Annotated in this window: 15 protein-coding genes and 1 pseudogene; 8 read left to right on the forward strand and 8 right to left on the reverse strand. The window is 68.2% G+C overall.

Features of this window, described 5'->3' with window-relative positions; translation table 11 throughout:
* The first annotated feature begins 32 nt into the window (after positions 1–32).
* Together gatC and gatA are read left to right on the forward strand one after the other, a co-directional pair.
* On the forward strand, positions 33–320 hold the full coding sequence (gene gatC / locus AC07R7_RS10950) for an Asp-tRNA(Asn)/Glu-tRNA(Gln) amidotransferase subunit GatC (RefSeq protein WP_492888551.1): 288 nt from the start codon (positions 33–35) through the stop codon (positions 318–320).
* On the forward strand, positions 320–1,792 hold the full coding sequence (gene gatA / locus AC07R7_RS10955; protein ID WP_492888552.1) for an Asp-tRNA(Asn)/Glu-tRNA(Gln) amidotransferase subunit GatA: 1,473 nt from the start codon (positions 320–322) through the stop codon (positions 1,790–1,792). The genes gatC and gatA overlap by 1 nt, the downstream gene beginning before the upstream one ends.
* Before the next feature lie 62 nt (positions 1,793–1,854).
* Here gatA and AC07R7_RS10960 read toward each other — a convergent pair whose 3' ends face one another.
* Positions 1,855–2,469 (reverse strand): hypothetical protein, encoded by a 615-nt coding sequence (locus AC07R7_RS10960; protein ID WP_494635149.1) that lies wholly within the window; start codon positions 2,467–2,469, stop codon positions 1,855–1,857.
* Positions 2,470–2,707: 238 nt separating this feature from the next.
* Here AC07R7_RS10960 and gatB point away from each other — a divergent pair, with 238 nt between their 5' ends.
* On the forward strand, positions 2,708–4,207 hold the full coding sequence (gene gatB / locus AC07R7_RS10965) for an Asp-tRNA(Asn)/Glu-tRNA(Gln) amidotransferase subunit GatB (RefSeq protein ID WP_494635150.1): 1,500 nt from the start codon (positions 2,708–2,710) through the stop codon (positions 4,205–4,207).
* Positions 4,208–4,283: 76 nt separating this feature from the next.
* Here the strand turns inward: gatB and AC07R7_RS10970 are convergent, their stop codons facing one another.
* Together AC07R7_RS10970 and AC07R7_RS10975 are read right to left on the reverse strand one after the other, a co-directional pair.
* Positions 4,284–4,637: a proteophosphoglycan 5 gene (locus tag AC07R7_RS10970; RefSeq protein WP_494635151.1), complete on the reverse strand. Its 354-nt coding sequence runs from the start codon at positions 4,635–4,637 to the stop codon at positions 4,284–4,286.
* A gap of 192 nt (positions 4,638–4,829) precedes the next feature.
* The gene (locus AC07R7_RS10975; protein ID WP_494635152.1) at positions 4,830–5,348 is read right to left on the reverse strand and encodes an RcnB family protein; all 519 of its coding nucleotides are present in this window, start codon (positions 5,346–5,348) and stop codon (positions 4,830–4,832) included.
* A 197-nt stretch (positions 5,349–5,545) separates the two neighbouring features.
* Here AC07R7_RS10975 and AC07R7_RS10980 point away from each other — a divergent pair, with 197 nt between their 5' ends.
* Positions 5,546–6,271, forward strand: a complete 726-nt coding sequence (locus tag AC07R7_RS10980) for a glutathione S-transferase N-terminal domain-containing protein (RefSeq protein ID WP_492888557.1) — start codon at positions 5,546–5,548, stop codon at positions 6,269–6,271.
* Between the two features lie 172 nt (positions 6,272–6,443).
* Positions 6,444–6,722, forward strand: a complete 279-nt coding sequence (locus tag AC07R7_RS10985; protein ID WP_492888558.1) for a sel1 repeat family protein — start codon at positions 6,444–6,446, stop codon at positions 6,720–6,722.
* A gap of 61 nt (positions 6,723–6,783) precedes the next feature.
* Here the strand turns inward: AC07R7_RS10985 and AC07R7_RS10990 are convergent, their stop codons facing one another.
* Entirely contained in the window at positions 6,784–7,545 is a 762-nt protein-coding gene (locus AC07R7_RS10990; RefSeq protein ID WP_492888559.1) for a polysaccharide biosynthesis/export family protein, read from the reverse strand.
* An 85-nt stretch (positions 7,546–7,630) separates the two neighbouring features.
* Between AC07R7_RS10990 and AC07R7_RS10995 the strand changes: the two are divergent.
* The 3 genes and pseudogenes from AC07R7_RS10995 (at position 7,631) to AC07R7_RS11005 (ending at position 11,177) form a co-directional block, all read left to right on the forward strand.
* A pseudogene (locus AC07R7_RS10995) lies at positions 7,631–9,168 on the forward strand (Wzz/FepE/Etk N-terminal domain-containing protein).
* Between the two features lie 42 nt (positions 9,169–9,210).
* Positions 9,211–9,912 carry a P-loop NTPase family protein gene (locus tag AC07R7_RS11000; RefSeq protein ID WP_492888560.1) on the forward strand — a complete coding sequence of 234 codons (702 nt, stop codon included), beginning with the start codon at positions 9,211–9,213 and terminating at the stop codon, positions 9,910–9,912.
* An 86-nt stretch (positions 9,913–9,998) separates the two neighbouring features.
* Complete coding sequence (locus AC07R7_RS11005; protein WP_494635233.1) at positions 9,999–11,177, forward strand: O-antigen ligase family protein; 1,179 nt, start codon at positions 9,999–10,001, stop codon at positions 11,175–11,177.
* Here AC07R7_RS11005 and hfsH read toward each other — a convergent pair.
* From hfsH to hfsE, 4 genes are read right to left on the reverse strand one after another with little or no spacing between them, the layout of a single operon-like run.
* Entirely contained in the window at positions 11,174–11,947 is a 774-nt protein-coding gene (gene hfsH / locus AC07R7_RS11010) for an oligosaccharide deacetylase HfsH (protein WP_494635153.1), read from the reverse strand. The genes AC07R7_RS11005 and hfsH overlap by 4 nt on opposite strands.
* On the reverse strand, positions 11,947–12,876 hold the full coding sequence (gene hfsG, locus AC07R7_RS11015; protein WP_494635154.1) for a polysaccharide biosynthesis protein HfsG: 930 nt from the start codon (positions 12,874–12,876) through the stop codon (positions 11,947–11,949). Before hfsG ends, hfsH begins: the two co-directional genes overlap by 1 nt.
* Positions 12,873–14,312, reverse strand: coding sequence for a polysaccharide biosynthesis protein HfsF (gene hfsF, locus AC07R7_RS11020; RefSeq protein ID WP_494635155.1), 1,440 nt, complete (start codon positions 14,310–14,312; stop codon positions 12,873–12,875). Before hfsF ends, hfsG begins: the two co-directional genes overlap by 4 nt.
* A gap of 10 nt (positions 14,313–14,322) precedes the next feature.
* Entirely contained in the window at positions 14,323–15,837 is a 1,515-nt protein-coding gene (gene hfsE / locus AC07R7_RS11025) for a polysaccharide biosynthesis protein HfsE (RefSeq protein ID WP_494635156.1), read from the reverse strand.
* Between the last annotated feature and the right edge of the window lie 52 nt (positions 15,838–15,889).

Below are 15,889 nucleotides of genomic sequence, written 5' to 3' on the forward strand. Positions count from 1 at the left end.
TAACCCACGCGTTCGAATTTCAGGAGATCCCCATGGCCATTGACGCCGCCACCGTGCGGAAGGTCGCCCGGCTCGCCCGCATCGCCGAACCCGAAGAGCGCATCGAGGCCCTGGCCCAGGAGCTCAACGGCATCATGGCCTGGATCGAGCAGCTGGCCGAGGTCGACACCGACGGCTGCGAGCCGCTGACCAGCGTCGTGGCCGCCGGCCTGCCGATGCGCGAGGACGTTGTCACCATGGGCGGCGACCCAGCCCGCGTGACCAGCAACGCGCCCAAGTCCGTGAACAACTTCTTCGTCGTGCCGAAGGTGGTCGAATAATGAGCGCCCTCACCAAGCTGACCCTGGCCAGCGCCCTCGACGGTCTGGCCAAGCGCGAGTTCACCTCGGTCGAACTGACCAAGGCCCACATCGAGGCCGTCGAGGCCGCGCGCGGCCTGAACGCCTATATCCTGGAGACTCCGGAAAAGGCGCTCGATATGGCCGCCAAGTCCGACGCGCGCCGCGCGCTGGGCGAGGCCGGTCCGCTGGAAGGCGCGCCGCTGGGGGTCAAGGACCTGTTCTGCACCGAAGGCGTGCGGACCACGGCCTGCTCGAAGATCCTCGAGAACTTCATCCCGACCTACGAGTCGACCGTGACCAGCCAGCTATGGCGCGACGGCGCGGTGATGCTGGGCAAGCTGAACCTTGACCAGTTCGCCATGGGCTCGTCGAACGAGACCAGCTATTTCGGCCCCGTGACCAACCCCTGGCGCGCCCAGGGTTCGAACAAGGCCCTGACCCCGGGCGGCTCGTCGGGTGGTTCGGCCGCCGCCGTCGCCGCCGACCTGTGCCTGGGCGCCACGGCGACGGACACCGGCGGCTCGATCCGCCAGCCGGCCGCCTTCACCGGCACCGTCGGCATCAAGCCGACCTATGGCCGCTGCTCGCGCTGGGGCGTGGTGGCCTTCGCCAGCTCGCTGGACCAGGCCGGCCCGATCGCCAAGACCGTCGAGGACGCGGCCCTTCTGCTGACCTCGATGGCCGGCCATGATCCCAAGGACTCGACCAGTCTCGACGTGCCGGTTCCGGACTTCACCCAGTTCGTCGGCAAGTCGGTGAAGGGCCTGCGCATCGGCATTCCCAAGGAATACCGCGTCGACAACATGCCGGCGGAGATCGAGAAGCTGTGGGCCGACGGCGTCGCCTGGCTTAAGGACGCCGGCTGCGAGATCGTCGACATCAGCCTGCCGCACACCAAGTACGCCCTGCCGGCCTACTACATCGTGGCCCCGGCCGAGGCGTCCTCGAACCTCGCCCGCTACGACGGCATGCGCTACGGCCTGCGCGAGGACGGCGCGACCCTGACCGAGATCTACGAGAACACCCGGGCCTCGGGCTTTGGCGACGAGGTCAAGCGCCGCATCCTGATCGGCACCTATGTGCTTTCGCACGGCTACTACGACGCCTACTACCTGAAGGCCCTGAAGGTGCGTCGCCGCATCGCCGAGGACTTCGATAAGGCGTGGGAAAAGTGCGACGCGATCCTCACCCCGACCGCGCCCTCGGCGGCGTTCGGCCTGGGCGAGAACAGCAACGACCCGATCGCCATGTACCTGAACGACGTCTTCACGGTGACGACCAACCTGGCCGGCCTGCCGGGTCTGTCCCTGCCAGCCGGCCTCGACGCCAACGGCCTGCCGCTGGGCCTGCAGATCATCGGCAAGCCTCTGGACGAGGCCACGGTGTTCTCGGTCGCCGGGGCGGTTGAAAAAGCCGCCGGGTTCTCGGCGAAAGCCGAGAAGTGGTGGTGATCTAAGGAAAAGGGCGGCTCCGGTGGAGCCGCCCTTCTTCGTTCAGGGGGGCAGGGACCCGGCTACTGCGGGATGGTCGTCTGGGGCTGCGGCGTCGGAGCCGGAACCGCCGGGGCCGGGATCACCAGAGGAGCCGGCTCGGCGATCGGGGCGCTGACGGTCGGCGGCGCGGCCGGGACCGTGGCGCTGACGTTCGCCGCGGCCGTCGAGGCGTCCGGCGCGCTGCTTTCGACCGGCGCGGCGCGGCGGGCGACCGTACGGGCCGGAGCGGCGGCGCGCGGCGCCGGCGTCGAGCGGGCCACCGGAGCCGGGGGCGCCGGTTCATTGGCGGCCAATTCGGTCGGCTGCGGGATCGGCGAGGGGGTGGCCGAGGCGCTGGCGGGAACCGGCGTCGTGCTGACTGGGGCGGGGTTTTCGGCGGCGGCGATCTTCAGCGACTGCGGATCGGTCGGCGCCTCGCTGCGATTGGCGCTCATGCCCCAGATCAGGGCGCCGGCGGCGACGGCCAGCACGGGAACGCCGATCAGAAGCGGCAGATTGCCGGACGCCTTCTTCTTCGGCGTGCGAACATAGACCGGTTGGCTCGGAAACAACGCCGAAGCATTGGGATCGGCCGCGACGACCGGCTCTGGCGCATCGAAGTTGAGAGTGGGGCGGGTAGTGTAAGCGGTGGGCATTTCTACCTCCGTGAATGAGCTGTTCGATAAGTGAACGGCGCGATAACTCGACGGTTCCCTTGCCCCGCAATGGCGCCGGATTTGACTCAATCCGGCCTTATTCAGTGATGTCGAAAATGAATGGTTCCGCTTCATTGAAACAACTTCAAGGCCGTGCGGGTCCTGGATCGCATAAGATGCCGGCGACATGCGTCCGAAAGCTTTTCCGGCCCGGCTCGCTTGATGTAGAGAAACGGCCATGACGCAAGATTCCAAAACGATCCAAGGCCGCACCGGCCCCTGGGAAATCGTCCTCGGCCTCGAGGTCCACGCCCAGGTGGCCAGCAAGTCGAAGCTGTTCTCCGGCGCCGCCGTCGGTTTCGGGGCGGGGCCCAACGAGCAGGTCAGCCTGGTGGACGCGGCCATGCCGGGCATGCTGCCGGTCCTGAACAAGTTCTGCGTCGAGCAGGCCGTGAAGACGGGCCTGGGCCTGAAGGCCCAGATCAACCTGAAGAGCCGCTTCGACCGGAAGAACTACTTCTATCCGGATCTGCCGCAGGGCTATCAGATCAGCCAGTTCGACCAACCGATCGTCGGCGAGGGCGTGGTGACGGTCGAGCGCGACGACGGCACGACCTTCGACGTCCGCATCGAGCGCCTGCACCTGGAACAGGACGCGGGCAAGTCGCTGCACGACCAGGATCCGAACGCGACCTATGTCGACCTGAACCGCGCGGGCACGGCGCTGATGGAGATCGTCTCCAAGCCCGACATGCGCACCTCGGAAGAGGCCGCCGCCTACGTCAAGAAGCTGCGGACGATCCTGGTCTATCTGGGCACCTGCGACGGCGACATGGAGAAGGGCAACCTGCGCGCCGACGTCAACGTCTCGGTCTGCCGTCCCGGCGACTACGAGAAGTTCCGCGAGACCGGCAGCTTCAGCCACCTGGGCACGCGCTGCGAGATCAAGAACGTCAACTCGTATCGCTACATCCAGCAGGCCATCGAGTACGAGGCCCGTCGCCAGATCGAGATCCTGGAGGATGGCGGCAAGATCGACCAGGAGACCCGCCTGTTCGATCCGACCAAGCTCGAGACCCGCTCGATGCGGTCGAAGGAAGAAGCGCACGACTATCGCTACTTCCCGGATCCGGACCTGCTGCCGCTGGTTCTGGACGCGGCCTGGGTGAAGCAGATCGAGGAAACCCTGCCGGAACTGCCGGACGCCAAGAAGGCGCGCCTGCAGAGCCAGTATGGCCTGTCGGCCTATGACGCCGGCGTGTTGATCATCGAGAGCGATCGGGCAGACTACTTCGAGGCCGCAGCCAAGGGGCGCGACGCCAAGCTGGTGGCCAACTGGGTGACCAATGAACTGCTGGCCAAGCTGTCGGCCGGCGGCCACGAGATCGCCAACTCACCCTTGCCGTCGTCCGATATCGCCCAACTGGTCGAGCTGATCGAGAACGGCACGATCTCGTCGAAGATCGCCAAGGAGGTCTTCGAGCACATGTGGGCCGGCGAAGGCCGTCCCGCCGAGATCGTCGAGAAGCGCGGCCTGGTGCAGATCAACGACACCGGCGCCATCGAAAAGGCCATCGACGACCTGATCGCCAGCAATCCGGACAAGGCCGAGGCCGTGAAGGACAAGCCGCAGGCCCTGGGCTGGTTCGTCGGCCAGGTCATGAAGGCCACGGGCGGCAAGGCCAATCCAGGCACGGTCAACGAACTGCTTCGCAAGAAGCTTGGCGTCGCCGAATAGGCGTTTCCACCGTCCGGATATGACGAGGGCCCACGGTGGAAACCGCGGGCCCTTCTTCGTTAATGCGAACTTTAAATTATCGCGGCTGGGTCGCCGTCGGCTCTTCGGCCGTCTTCTTGTGCTTCTTGGCCTTCTTGGCGGCCTTCTCGTCGGCGGCCGGCGCGGTCGTTTCGTCGGTCATGGCCGGCGCCGTGGCCGAGGTCGGCGCGCCGGCGGAGTCGGCCGGGGTCGCGGTCTCGGAGGCGGGCGGCGCCGATTGCTCGGGCGCGGGGGCGGCCGTCAACGGGTCGTTGGTCGGCGCCGGGGTGGTGATGCCGGGCTGCGGATTGGCCGGCGAGGTCTGGGGCAGGGTCGATTGGGCCAGGGCCGAGCCGGCATAGGCGGCGGCGGCCAGGGTGAGGGCGGCGGTGGTGATGCGCAGGGTCTTCATGGGTTGGGACCGTGTTGCTGCAGCGTCGTTGTGTGACGCGAAGCCTACGCTGGCGGGGCAATGTGGTCGAAATGACTTCGCAATCGGGCGGTTGGGCCGCATGCGCGGCGGGGTTGAGGCGCGTGTGACCGCAAAACGGCGCCCCAGGCAAAGCCCAGGACGCCGCTTCGACACTTCGGATGCAGTTCAGGTCTAGTGGTTGGCGATGACGTCGAAGATCAGGCCGGTCGCGATGGCGGCCAGCACGTAGTCATTGCCCGTGCGATACCAATAGTAGCCCCGGGGCGGCGGGCGCAGGCTATAGCGATAGTAATCGTTCACGACATACCCGCGGCCACGATAGTAGCTCGGGAGGTAGGCGCCGCGACGCCAGGACGTATAGCCGGGGCGGAAGCCCGGACGACCGTAGTAGGCGGGCGGGGGCGGGCCGTAAGACCAGCGGTTGTTGTAGTAGTAGCCGTTGTGGCGGCCGCGATCCCAGCGGTCATGGCGCCCGTAGTCGCCACGGCCGTAGTCGCCACGGCCGTAGTCGCCTCGGCCATAGTCGCGTCCATAGTCGCGACGGTCATGGTCCCGGCCGCGATCCCAGTCCCGACCGCGGTCGTTGTGTTCCCAGCGTCCGCGATCCTGAGCGGCGGCGTCGGTGGCGCTCAGGGCCAGCGGGCCCGCCACGGAGGCCACGGCGGCGATGGTGAGCAGCAGACGTTTCATCTCGTCTTCTCCTGGTGGTCGGGCGGCGTCTCCGAGACGTCGCCTAGAAACTTCCCTCGACCTTGAAACGCAGAATGACGCCGTTCGGCTGAACCCAGCCTGAACGGCGAGGTCAGGCTTTTCGACGGGTAAGTCTTGGCGGGAAGGGCTTAGGCGACCATCTTCGGTGGCGGCAACGAATACGGGAGGGAAGGCCAATGAGTCGTCCGATCGAACTGCACTACTGGCCCACGCCCAACGGCTGGAAGGTCTCCATCGCCCTGGAGGAGATGGGTCTGCCCTACGAGATGATCCCGGTGAACATCGGGACCGGCGAGCAGTTCAAGCCGGACTTCCTGGCCATCAGCCCCAACAACCGTATGCCGGCCATCGTCGATCCCGACGGTCCCGACGGCCAGCCGATCTCGATCTTCGAGTCCGGCGCCATCCTGCAGTACCTGGCCCGCAAGACCGGCCGGTTCTACGGCGAGACCGAACGCGACCGCGTCGACATCGACCAGTGGGTGATGTGGCAGATGGGGGGCCTCGGTCCCATGGCCGGCCAGACCCACCATTTCCGCCAGTACGCGCCGGCGATCATCGCCGACCAGCGCCAGATCGCCTACGGCGTCGTCCGCTACACCAACGAGACTCACCGGCTGTACGGCGTGCTCGACAAGCGGCTGGAAGGACGCGATTTCATCTGCGGCCAATTGTCCATCGCCGACTTCATGAGCTGGCCGTGGGTTGTTCCGTGGAAAAATCAGGGCATCATTCTGGACGAGTTCCCCAATTTGAGGAGCTGGTTCGAGCGCGTCGGCGCGCGCGAAGCGGTCCAGAAGGGGTTCAAGCTGGGCGCGGAATTGCGGTCCGGAGGCCTGCAGGCGTCCGGAAAAGCGGCGGAAGAGGCCCGAAAAGTGCTTTTCGGTCAGCGCGCGCGTTAACGCTCTGTAGACTCGTGTTTACGGTCAGTAATCACTTTAAATAACTAGTATACTTGGCGCATCATTCATGATGTCCGCGCGCTTAACTATATGTTCAGTGGCGCTGGACTTTTCTTCTCTCAGGCTCTGATCCGTCAGAACGGCGGGGCGAGCTTGAGAGAGGAGACCAGCCATGATGATGATGCAAGAACCGCCAGCCGCCGTGGCCATGCTGCCGCTGCCGACCGCCGAATCCACCGGCGACGAACTGTTCCGCATGGGCCTGCTGTACTCGACCGGTCAGGGCGGCGCGCCGCTGGACTACGTGTCGGCGCACATGCTGTTCAACCTGGCCGCCATGCGCGGCTCGGTCGAAGCCAAGGTCTACCGCAAGGAACTGTCGCAAGAGATGGCCAGCGACGAAGTCGCCGAAGCCCAGCGTCAGGCCCGCGAATGGCTCGCCCTCGGCTGAACCCGGTCATCCGGGTTCTTCCGTCCTGACTGGCTGCCCGCCGGTCCTATGGGGGACCGGCTCAGTTGCCGTTGACGTTGCCGTTGATCGCGTAACTGAAGCTGATGGGCAGCAGGTCTCGGAAGTACTGCTGCATGAACAGACCCGCTTCCGACACGCCGCTGCGCGGCACGTAGACGACGTCGAAACGCCGCAGGGGCACAAGATCCGCGCCGCTCCCGCGCGTCAGGCCAGCCAGCAGGTCCGCTGTCCGCATCATCGCCCGCCCGTCGGGGCCGCGACGGATGATCACCACCTGATTGCGCTTGGCGCCATTGGTGAAGCCGCCGGCCTGGATGATGGCCCGCAGGGCGTCGCTGTCGCCCGCCATGTCGAACACGCCGGCGTTCTTGACCTCGCCGCCGACGAACACCTTGAGCGGCGTCGCCGTCTTCACCGAAACCTGGACCCGCGGCCGCAACAGCGTGCTGGCATAGGCCTGGCTGATCGAGCCCTCCAGCTCGTCGATCGTGCGGTCGGCGGCCATCACCGGCGCGACCAGCGGCAAGGTGATGCGGCCGTCCGGCTGAACGATCACCGACTTGTTGAGTTCGGGGGCCGACGGCACGGCCACCTCGACCTCGTCGCCCGGATAGAACCGGTACGACGGCTCGCTCTCGCTCCAATCGGCGTAACCGATATTAGAGAAGTTGGCGCTAGGTCTGGGGCCCGGCGTGATCGGCTCGGCGTCGATGTGCCCGCAGGCGGAAATCCCGCCGGCCATCAGGACCACGGCCCAGATCGCCTTCAGTGGGACCGTCTTGAGATGCGTGCGGCTCTGCATGCGACAAGTCTTAACAGGAATGGGTAACGAACCCTTAAGGCTGGCCGTCCCAGGGTGCGAGACAGATTGAACCGCCCGGATTCGGATGTCGACGAGCCCTTGGATCAGCGTACCGCACGACCAGCCGCCCCGCATGGCGGCGGGGGCTGCCGGCGCGCGCCCCAAGTACGCCCCGGCCGACTTCGTCACCCTGCTGTGGCGCGAGCGCTTCCTGATGCTGGTGGTCTTCGTGGTGATCGCGGCGCTGGGCTTTGGCTTCGCCCTCACGCTGAAGAAGAGCTACACGGCCCAATCCAGCCTGTTCGTGCGCCTGGGCCAGGAATATGTCTACGAACCCCGCGCCGGCGACGCCGGCCGCGGCGCGGTGCCCAACACCGACGAGGTCATCCAGTCCGAAGCCGAGATCCTGGGCAGCGGCGAGCTGCGCGAGCGAGTGATCCGCAAGATCGGCTTCACCAGGATCTTTCCGAAGCACGCGGCCAAGTACGCCGGCGCCACGCCCGAGGGGAAGCGCAAGCTGATCGCCGAAGGCCGTGACTCGATCGGCAAGAGCCTGAAGATCGAGACCGCGCCGGACAATTCGATCATCCGCCTTGCCTATCAGAACAACGATCCGGAAATGGCCGAGAAGGTGCTCAACACCTTGCTCGAGGAATATCTGATCTATCGCCGCAGCCTGCTGATCGGCGGCGACAACAACGTGCTGCAGCGCCAGCGCGACATCTTCGCGCAGAAGTTGTCGGACGCCGACACGGCCTATCAGTCGTTCCTGACCACCAACGACATCGGCGACTTCACCGCCCAGAAGACCACGCTGACCCAGCTGCAGGCTCAGGTCGAGCAGCAGAAGTATTCGGTCGACGCCCAGCTGCAGGATCGCACCGGTCGCTTGGCCGCCGTCGAGGCCGAACTGGCGCGCACCTCGCCCGAGACGGTGCTGTATCGCGACACCGACATGTCGGCCGCGATCAAGCTGGCCCAGATGAAGCTGGACCGCGAGGGCCTGCTGGCCCGCTACACGGCCGGCGCTCAACCCGTGCAGGACATCAACGCCCAGATCGCCCAGCTGGAGGCCGGCCTCGCCGCCGGCCGCACCAATGGCGAGGGCGCGCGGCGCAGCGGTCCCAACCCGATCTGGCAGACCCTGACCACCACCCGCAACGACCTGCGGGCCGAGGTCGCGGCTCTGCAGCAGTCGCAGGCCGCCTACGCCCAGCAGGTGACCGATGTGAACTCACGCCTGCTGCGTCTGGCTCAACTGGAGCCGCAGTTCAACGAGCTGTCGCGCGATCGCGACGTCCTGTCCTCGAACGTCCGCGACTTCACGGTCAAGGAACAACAGGACGAGGCCCAGCGGCAGATGTCGTCCGAGAGCAGCGACAACATCCGCATCGTCCAGCGCGCCGTCGCCCCGTCGACCGGCAAGAGCCTGAAGAAGCCGGTTCTGGTGCTGGCCATCCTGTTCGCGGGCTTCACGGCCCTGTGCGTGGGTCTGGTCCGCATGTTCCTGCGTCCCGGGCTGCAGACGCCGGCCTCGGCCTCGCGCACCCTTGGCATGCCGGTCCTGGCCACCGCCGGGGTCAAGCGGTGAGCGCTTTCGTCGCCTTTCGCCGACAGGGTTAATGTCGCACCTTGCGATCTTCTGAGTGCGCGGCGATTCGGCAGATGGTGGATTTGAACGTCGAGATGACGGAGCTTTGGGGGGCGCTTGGCGCGCCGCCTGTCGGCCGTCCGTACGTCATCCAGTTCATCGCCGCGCGGCGGGGAGAGGGGACCTCGACGGTCGCCCGTGAATTCGCCCGTTTCGCCTCGCGTCGCGCCGGCCGCAAGACCTGGCTGATCGACCTCGACCTCAACAGCCCCAGCCAGTTCCGCGAGATCGCCGCCGACCCGAACCGCTTCGGCCCGCTGGGCCCGCCTGTGGCGGCCTCGCCCGACGGCTCGACCTTCTTCACCGTCCAGCCGCCGGCGCCCCGCGCCGAGGGCGGGGTCTGGCCGGACTCCAAGTTCCTGACCGGCCACAGCGTCGGCGGTCCGCGCCTGTGGATCACCCGTTTCAACCGCGAGGCCCTGCGCGGCCGCCAGCAGGCCCACGTCATTCCGTCGGCGGATTACTGGCGGGCGCTGCGCAAGCACGCCGAGATCATCGTCGTCGACAGCCCGTCCCTGGACCGCTCGCAGTCCGGGCCGACCATCGCCCAGCACATGGACCAGACGGTGATGGTGGTCTCGGCCGACCAGCCGGACGTGCGCCAGCCGGCCATGCTGCGCGACGCCCTGACCGCCGCTGGCGGCCGATGCGCGGGCATGTTCTTCAACAAGGTCTCGGTCGAACCGCCCGCCTTCCTGAAGGCGATCCTGCCGTGACCAGCCTTGCTCCGGACGCGGCGTGGGGCCGGCCGGACACCCGGGCGCTGGCGCCGTCGCTGCTGACCATCGCCGTCGCCGTGGTCATGCTGCTGATCTACACCGGCGGCTGGCAGTTGCCGCTGTTCGGCGAGAAGACCGACGAATCTAGCTCGGGCCTGCTGCGCGTGGCCTTCCTGCCCGCCTACGGCCTGGCGTTCCTGCTGGTCCTGGCCCGGCCCTGGAACATGGTGCGGGTCACGATCCGCCAGCCATTCCTGATCATCCTGATGGGCGTGGTGGCGGCCTCGATCTTCTGGTCGATCCAGCCCGATGTCTCGATCCGCCGCGGCTTCGCCGTGGGCTGCACGACGATCTCGGGCCTGGCCCTGGCCGCCCGCTTCCGGTGGGCCGAGCTGGCCAGGGTGTTCGCCACCACCTTCTGCGTGCTGATCGTCGCCTCCTACATCGCCTGTATCGCCTTCCCGTCGATCGGGATCATGACCGAGCTCTTCCCCGGCGCCTGGCGCGGCCTGTGGCTGGAGAAGAACTCGCTGGGCGGCATGATGGCCCTGGGCTGCTGCATCCTCTGCGGCGCGGCCCTGCTGGACCCCCAGCGCAAGGGCGTCTGGTTGACCTTCGCGGCCCTGTCGGTGGGGCTGGTGATCATGTCGCAGTCCAAGACCTCGCTGGTCTCGCTGATGCTGGGCCTGATGGCGCTGGCCTTCGTTTGGATCTGCCAGCGCGGTCCGGCCTTCGCCGCGGCCGCGACCTGGGCCGGGGTGACGGGTTTCCTGCTGCTGGCGGCGTTCATCGTTTTCGCCTCGGACGTGTTCTTCGGCATTCTGGGCAAGGACGCCACCCTGACCGGCCGGACCCAGATCTGGACCGCCGCCTTCCGCCAGATCGAGCAGAGGCCGTGGCTGGGCTACGGCTACGCGGCCGTCTGGAGCGACAAGTCCGGCTGGGGGCCGCTGGCCTGGATCGTCCACGACGCCAAGTTCACCCCCCAGCACGCCCATAATTCGTGGATCGAGCAGCTGATCGGCATGGGCGTGGTCGGGCTCGTCGCCTGGGGTTTCTTCTATCTGCAGACCATGACGCTGGCGATCATCGCCGTGTTCCGCAATCGCGGGGCGATACTGGCCTTCCCGTTCCTGATCGTCTTCACCCTGGTCAGCCTGACCGAGAGCATCGCGGTCGTTTACAACGACTTCCGCTGGGCGGTGTTCGTGGCCCTGGCCGCCAAGCTGGCCTTCTCCGACAAGGCGCAGGACGACGTCTAGAGCCCGATCCGCTTGGCGCCCTCGGCCACGGTCACCACGTCGAAGCCGTCCGCCACCGCCCGATCAATCAGCCGCTCCAGCGCGTCGATCGTACAGCCCCATTGCGAGGGTTCGGCGGCCACGTCGTGCGTGTAGAGGATCAGCCAGGCCTTGCGAGCCTTGGCCTTGTCCAGCCAGGCGTTGGCGATGCTCTCGCCATCCTCGCCCTCGATACCGACGGCCGGGGCCTGGTTGAGGTCCGCGCCGTCGGCGATCAGGCCGTGGTGCAGGGCGCGCAGGGTCTTGAAGCGTCCCGCCAGGGCGGTCTTTGCCGGCGCGCCGACATCGCCGTAGGGGTAGGCGAAGCTGACCGGATCGCCCGCGCCCCAGGCCGCCAGGCTCCGGGCGTTCTGGTCGACATCGGCGATCGTGGCGGCCTTCGATGACTGGCCGCAGTCCAGGTGCGAGAAGGTGTGGCAGGCGATCTCGTGGCCAGCGTCGTGCAGACGCCGCGCGTCGGCCCCGGTGGCGAAGCGACCCATCGGGCCATCGCGCCCGGCCAGGCCGGCGGCGAAATAATAGGTGCCGCGCAGGCCGCGCGTCTCCAGCGCCTTGGCCCCGGCCTCGCAGGCCGTGGCGGGCGCGTCGTCGAAGCTGAACGACACCATCGGCCGCTCCAGCGCCACCTTGGCCGGCCGACGGTAGGCCAGGCGGATCAGCCGGCGACGCAGCTTGCCCTTCAGCGTCCGGTCGGGCTCGTAGGCGTCGACCTTCTCGAATTCGACCCGCATCAGACGGCCTCGATATAGAGGGACGCGCGATAGAGCCGCATGGCGAACGCGCGAAGGGAAATGGGGACGGCCTCGGCCAGGGCGATGCGCTTCAGCATCGGCCGCCAGACGCCGCGCTGCGGGAAGGGTTTCAGCGCCCTGGCGACCTTGTAGCTGGGATAGGCGCTGACGATGTCGCGGTGGCTGGCGACCACGCGGGCGAAGTTGGCGGCCGACTGCTCGTACTTGGCGGCCATGGTCGGCGCGGTGTCCAGGCCCAGGTGCGTGGCGCTGTTGTCGATGTGCAGGATCGGATGCTGGCGCACCACCCGCATCGCCCACTCGACATCCTCCCAGCCCCAGCCGGCGAAGCCCTCGTCGAAGCCGATGGTCTCGAACACGTCGCGGCGGACCAGCAGGTTGGAGGTGAAGACGTGCTTCTCGGGTTCCTTGGCGCGCTCGGGGGCGGGCGTGCAGTCGCTCTTCAGCGCCATGGCCCGGTGCAGAGCGGTCTCGGGACGCGGCGGCGTCTGGTCCAGGGTGAAGCCGCCGAACGCCACGGGGGCGTTGGTCTCGGCCACGGCCGCCCAGCGGCTGAGGAAGTCCGGAGTGTCGGGCAGCATGTCGCTGTCCAGGAACAGAAAGTGCTGGCCGCGCGCGTGACTGGCCAGGCGGTTGCGACCCTTGGCGCGGCCCTCGTTGCTGGACAGGCGCACGAAGCGGGCCGGGACGCGCAGCCTCTCGATCCGGCGGGCGATGCGTTCGGCGAGCACATCGTCGCCCCCGCCGTCGTCCAGCACCACGATCTCGGCCTGGGCGCTGGGATCGTCCAGGGCCTTGAGCAGGGCGGACGGGTCGTCGCGAAAGGTCGGGATCAGTACCGACAGGCGCGGCTGGGCGCTAGGCCAGGCGGCGTTCTCGATGCGGATTTCGGTGATGGGGGCGGTCATAGGGCGGGGGCCCTCCGACGGAGAAGACCAGAAAGCTTGCCGCGCAGGCCGCCGACATCGAGGCTCAGCACGATCACGCCATAGACGGCCGCGCCGACGCCGGCCTTCAGGGCCAGCTCCAGCAAGCCGCCCGGCGAGGGCAGCAGGCGCACGACCAGGGCCATGGCGACGCACGCGGCCGCGGCCTTGGCCAGGACCTCCCACGGGATCGGCAATGGGCACGCGCGGCGACCCAGGGCCCAGGCTGCGACGGCGCCGACGCCGTAGCTGAGCGTCGTGGCCCATAGCGCGCCGTCCAGGCCCAGGCGCGGGATCAGGACGAGGTTGAGAATGACGTTGATGATGGCCGGCGCGCTCATGCTGACGATCAGCAGCGGCGTGCGCCGGGCTAGGGTGAAGGCCTGCAGCAGATAGTAGGTCGTCACGCCCGACAGCCAGCCGCTGGCGGCGATCCAGGGCGTCACGTGGCCGGCGCCGGCCCGTAGATCCTCGCCGATCATCAGCTCGGCCAGGGGGCGGGCGACCAGAGCCAGGCCGGCGGCGGCGGGCAGGGTCAGCAGGGTCATGAAGCTGGCCTGCTCGTGGGCGGCCTCGGTCAGGGCCGCCTGGCCGCCGCGTTCGAACGCCGAGATCAGGGCGGGCGCTCCGGCCATGCCCAGCCAGATGAAGACCACGTCCAGGGTGCGGCTGCCCAGGGAATAGCCGGCGTGATAGACGCCGACCGTGGCCTCGTCGAGAAACGCGCCCAGCAGCAGGCGATCGGTGCTGGCCAGCACCAGGGCCAGGATCAGCGACAACGAGACCGGCAGGCCATAGGCGGCGTAAGCCTTGGCCAGGGCGCGATCGAACTTGCCGCCGGACAGACGCTTCAGTTCCCCCGGCAGCACCAGGACCACACACAGGGCCGAGATCATGCCGACGCCCAGGATCGGCGCCGCGCCGCCCAGGCCGGCGAAGGCCAGGGCGAGGCCAAGGACGAAACCGCCCGCGGTCTGGATGATGGTCAGGAGAGCCGCGCCCGAGACCTCGCCGGCCGCGCGGCGGCGCTCCAGGGCCAGCTTCGTCAGGCTGTTGACCAGGGTGCTGGCGAGGGCGGCGATCACCGCGACCTTCAGCGGTCCATCGAGCGGCGACACCGCCACCCCCGCGCAGGTCAGCGGCACGACGACCGCCGCGCCGATCCACAGGCGATAGAGGGTGGCGAAGTGGTCGGCCGTTCGCCCGTCCTCGCCGCGCGCCGCCAGGAAGCGGGCCATGGCGGCCTCTGTCCAGGTCAGCAGGATGGTCTGGGTCAGGCTGCCGACCGAGAAGGCCAGGGCGTAGACGCCGTACTGGGACGGATCCAGGACGCGCGTGAACAGGACGATGGTGAGCAGCCCCACCACGCCCTGCACCACATTGACCGGCAGGTAGCCGAGGACCCCGCGCCAGAACATCGCCGGCCGCCTAGCGCACCGCCGACCGGTCCCCCAGCAGGCAGGGGATGGTCATGACGATGACGTAGAGGTCCAGCCACAACGACTGGCGCTCGATATATTCGACGTCCAGGGCCACCCGGAGGCGGACGCTCTCGGGCGTGTCGACCGGGCCGCGCGAGCCCTTGATGGCCGCCCAGCCGGTCAGGCCGGGTTTCATGCGGTGGCGGTGGGCGTATTCGGCGACCAGCTTGGCCGACTCGACGCCGCCGGTCTTCATGCCGATGGCGTGGGGGCGGGGGCCGACGATCGACATCTCGCCGGTCAGTACGTTGAACAGCTGCGGCAGCTCGTCGAGGCTGGTCTTGCGGATGAACTTGCCGACCCTGGTGACGCGGTCGTCATTGGCGCTGATCTGCCGCGCGGCCTGGGCGTCGGCCATCTCGTGGCGCATCGAGCGGAACTTCCAGACCAGGATCGCCTCGTTGTTGAAGCCGTGGCGGCGCTGGCGGAAGAAGATCGGGCCGGGGCTGTCCAGCTTCACGGCCAGGGCGACGATCAGCATGACCGGACCGGCGACCAGCAGACCCACGCTCGCCACGACCAGGTCCTGGGCTCGCTTGACCCACGCCCGGCGGGCGCCGGGCGGGGCGCCCGACAGTTCGTTCTCGCCGCCCGCGACGATGCGGGCCAGGGCGGCGTCGTCCTCGGCGGGACCGCCGACGTCGAAGAAGAGGTTCACCGGATTGGGCAGCACGCCCAGCTTCTCGACCAGCTGGCGCACGCGGCCCTGGGCCGTCGACTGCACGGCGATCACCACGCGGTCGACATAGGGCATGATGCGGTGGTCGAGCAGGGCGCTCGTGTCGCCGAGGACCGGTACGCCCATGATGTTCTCGGGCGCGCGGTCCAGGCGGTCGTCGAACACGCCCAGGACGTTGGCCTCCCCCGTGCGCAGGGCCGCCTCGATCAGGCGCTGGGCGTTGGCCGTGGCGCCGACCACGATGATGTTGGGCGTCAGGCGGCCCAGCTGGCGACCGCGGGCGATGATCGTCCACCAGACGACATGCAGGGCGGCGATGCCGGCGGTGGCGGCCAGCAGCGTCCAGACGGCCGGCGCCTCGGCGCGGCCCGTCGGCAGCAGCGCCACGGCGGCGGCCAGCAGGCCCGCGCCCAGCGCCAGGCCGACTTGGACCATGTGCCGCCACAGATCCTGCTTGCGCGGGAAAGCGTAGGCCCCGAGCATTCGCAGCGCGACCAGCCCGGTCACGGCCCACAGGCCGGCGGCCAGCGGATGACCCTCGATGGTCACCCCCAGCGCGACACAGGCGGCGACCAGAACGTCGATGACGCGGAAGGCGCGCGCCAGCGGCCGCGCCTCTAGCCGCGCCCTCGAGGGGATCAGCTGACCAGGCCGGAACGGCCCCCGCCGCCCCCGCCCCGGACCGCCGCCCGCGCCGCTCGAAACACGCGGCCCGATCTCCGCCCCGCCCACGAAGGCGACAGCGGATTCGACGTTCGAGGCAGGGGAGGGGATCGGACGCATGACGCTCGTCGCTGGAAAAACTATGTTCACCCTAGCGGGGCCGTCTGAGCGC

The sequence above is a fragment of the Caulobacter sp. GW821-FHT05F04 genome, assembly GCF_059419665.1.

Coding starts and splice junctions, on each gene's coding strand:
- hfsE (WP_494635156.1), bottom strand. CDS start 15,837: ATGCGTCCGATCCCCTCCCCTGCCTCGAACGTCGAATCCGCTGTCGCC.
- gatB (WP_494635150.1), top strand. CDS start 2,708: ATGACGCAAGATTCCAAAACGATCCAAGGCCGCACCGGCCCCTGGGAA.
- AC07R7_RS11000 (WP_492888560.1), top strand. CDS start 9,211: ATGGTGGATTTGAACGTCGAGATGACGGAGCTTTGGGGGGCGCTTGGC.
- hfsF (WP_494635155.1), bottom strand. CDS start 14,312: ATGTTCTGGCGCGGGGTCCTCGGCTACCTGCCGGTCAATGTGGTGCAG.
- AC07R7_RS11005 (WP_494635233.1), top strand. CDS start 9,999: ATGCTGCTGATCTACACCGGCGGCTGGCAGTTGCCGCTGTTCGGCGAG.
- hfsH (WP_494635153.1), bottom strand. CDS start 11,947: ATGCGGGTCGAATTCGAGAAGGTCGACGCCTACGAGCCCGACCGGACG.
- AC07R7_RS10970 (WP_494635151.1), bottom strand. CDS start 4,637: ATGAAGACCCTGCGCATCACCACCGCCGCCCTCACCCTGGCCGCCGCC.
- AC07R7_RS10980 (WP_492888557.1), top strand. CDS start 5,546: ATGAGTCGTCCGATCGAACTGCACTACTGGCCCACGCCCAACGGCTGG.
- AC07R7_RS10985 (WP_492888558.1), top strand. CDS start 6,444: ATGATGATGATGCAAGAACCGCCAGCCGCCGTGGCCATGCTGCCGCTG.
- gatC (WP_492888551.1), top strand. CDS start 33: ATGGCCATTGACGCCGCCACCGTGCGGAAGGTCGCCCGGCTCGCCCGC.
- AC07R7_RS10975 (WP_494635152.1), bottom strand. CDS start 5,348: ATGAAACGTCTGCTGCTCACCATCGCCGCCGTGGCCTCCGTGGCGGGC.
- AC07R7_RS10990 (WP_492888559.1), bottom strand. CDS start 7,545: ATGCAGAGCCGCACGCATCTCAAGACGGTCCCACTGAAGGCGATCTGG.
- AC07R7_RS10960 (WP_494635149.1), bottom strand. CDS start 2,469: ATGCCCACCGCTTACACTACCCGCCCCACTCTCAACTTCGATGCGCCA.
- gatA (WP_492888552.1), top strand. CDS start 320: ATGAGCGCCCTCACCAAGCTGACCCTGGCCAGCGCCCTCGACGGTCTG.
- hfsG (WP_494635154.1), bottom strand. CDS start 12,876: ATGACCGCCCCCATCACCGAAATCCGCATCGAGAACGCCGCCTGGCCT.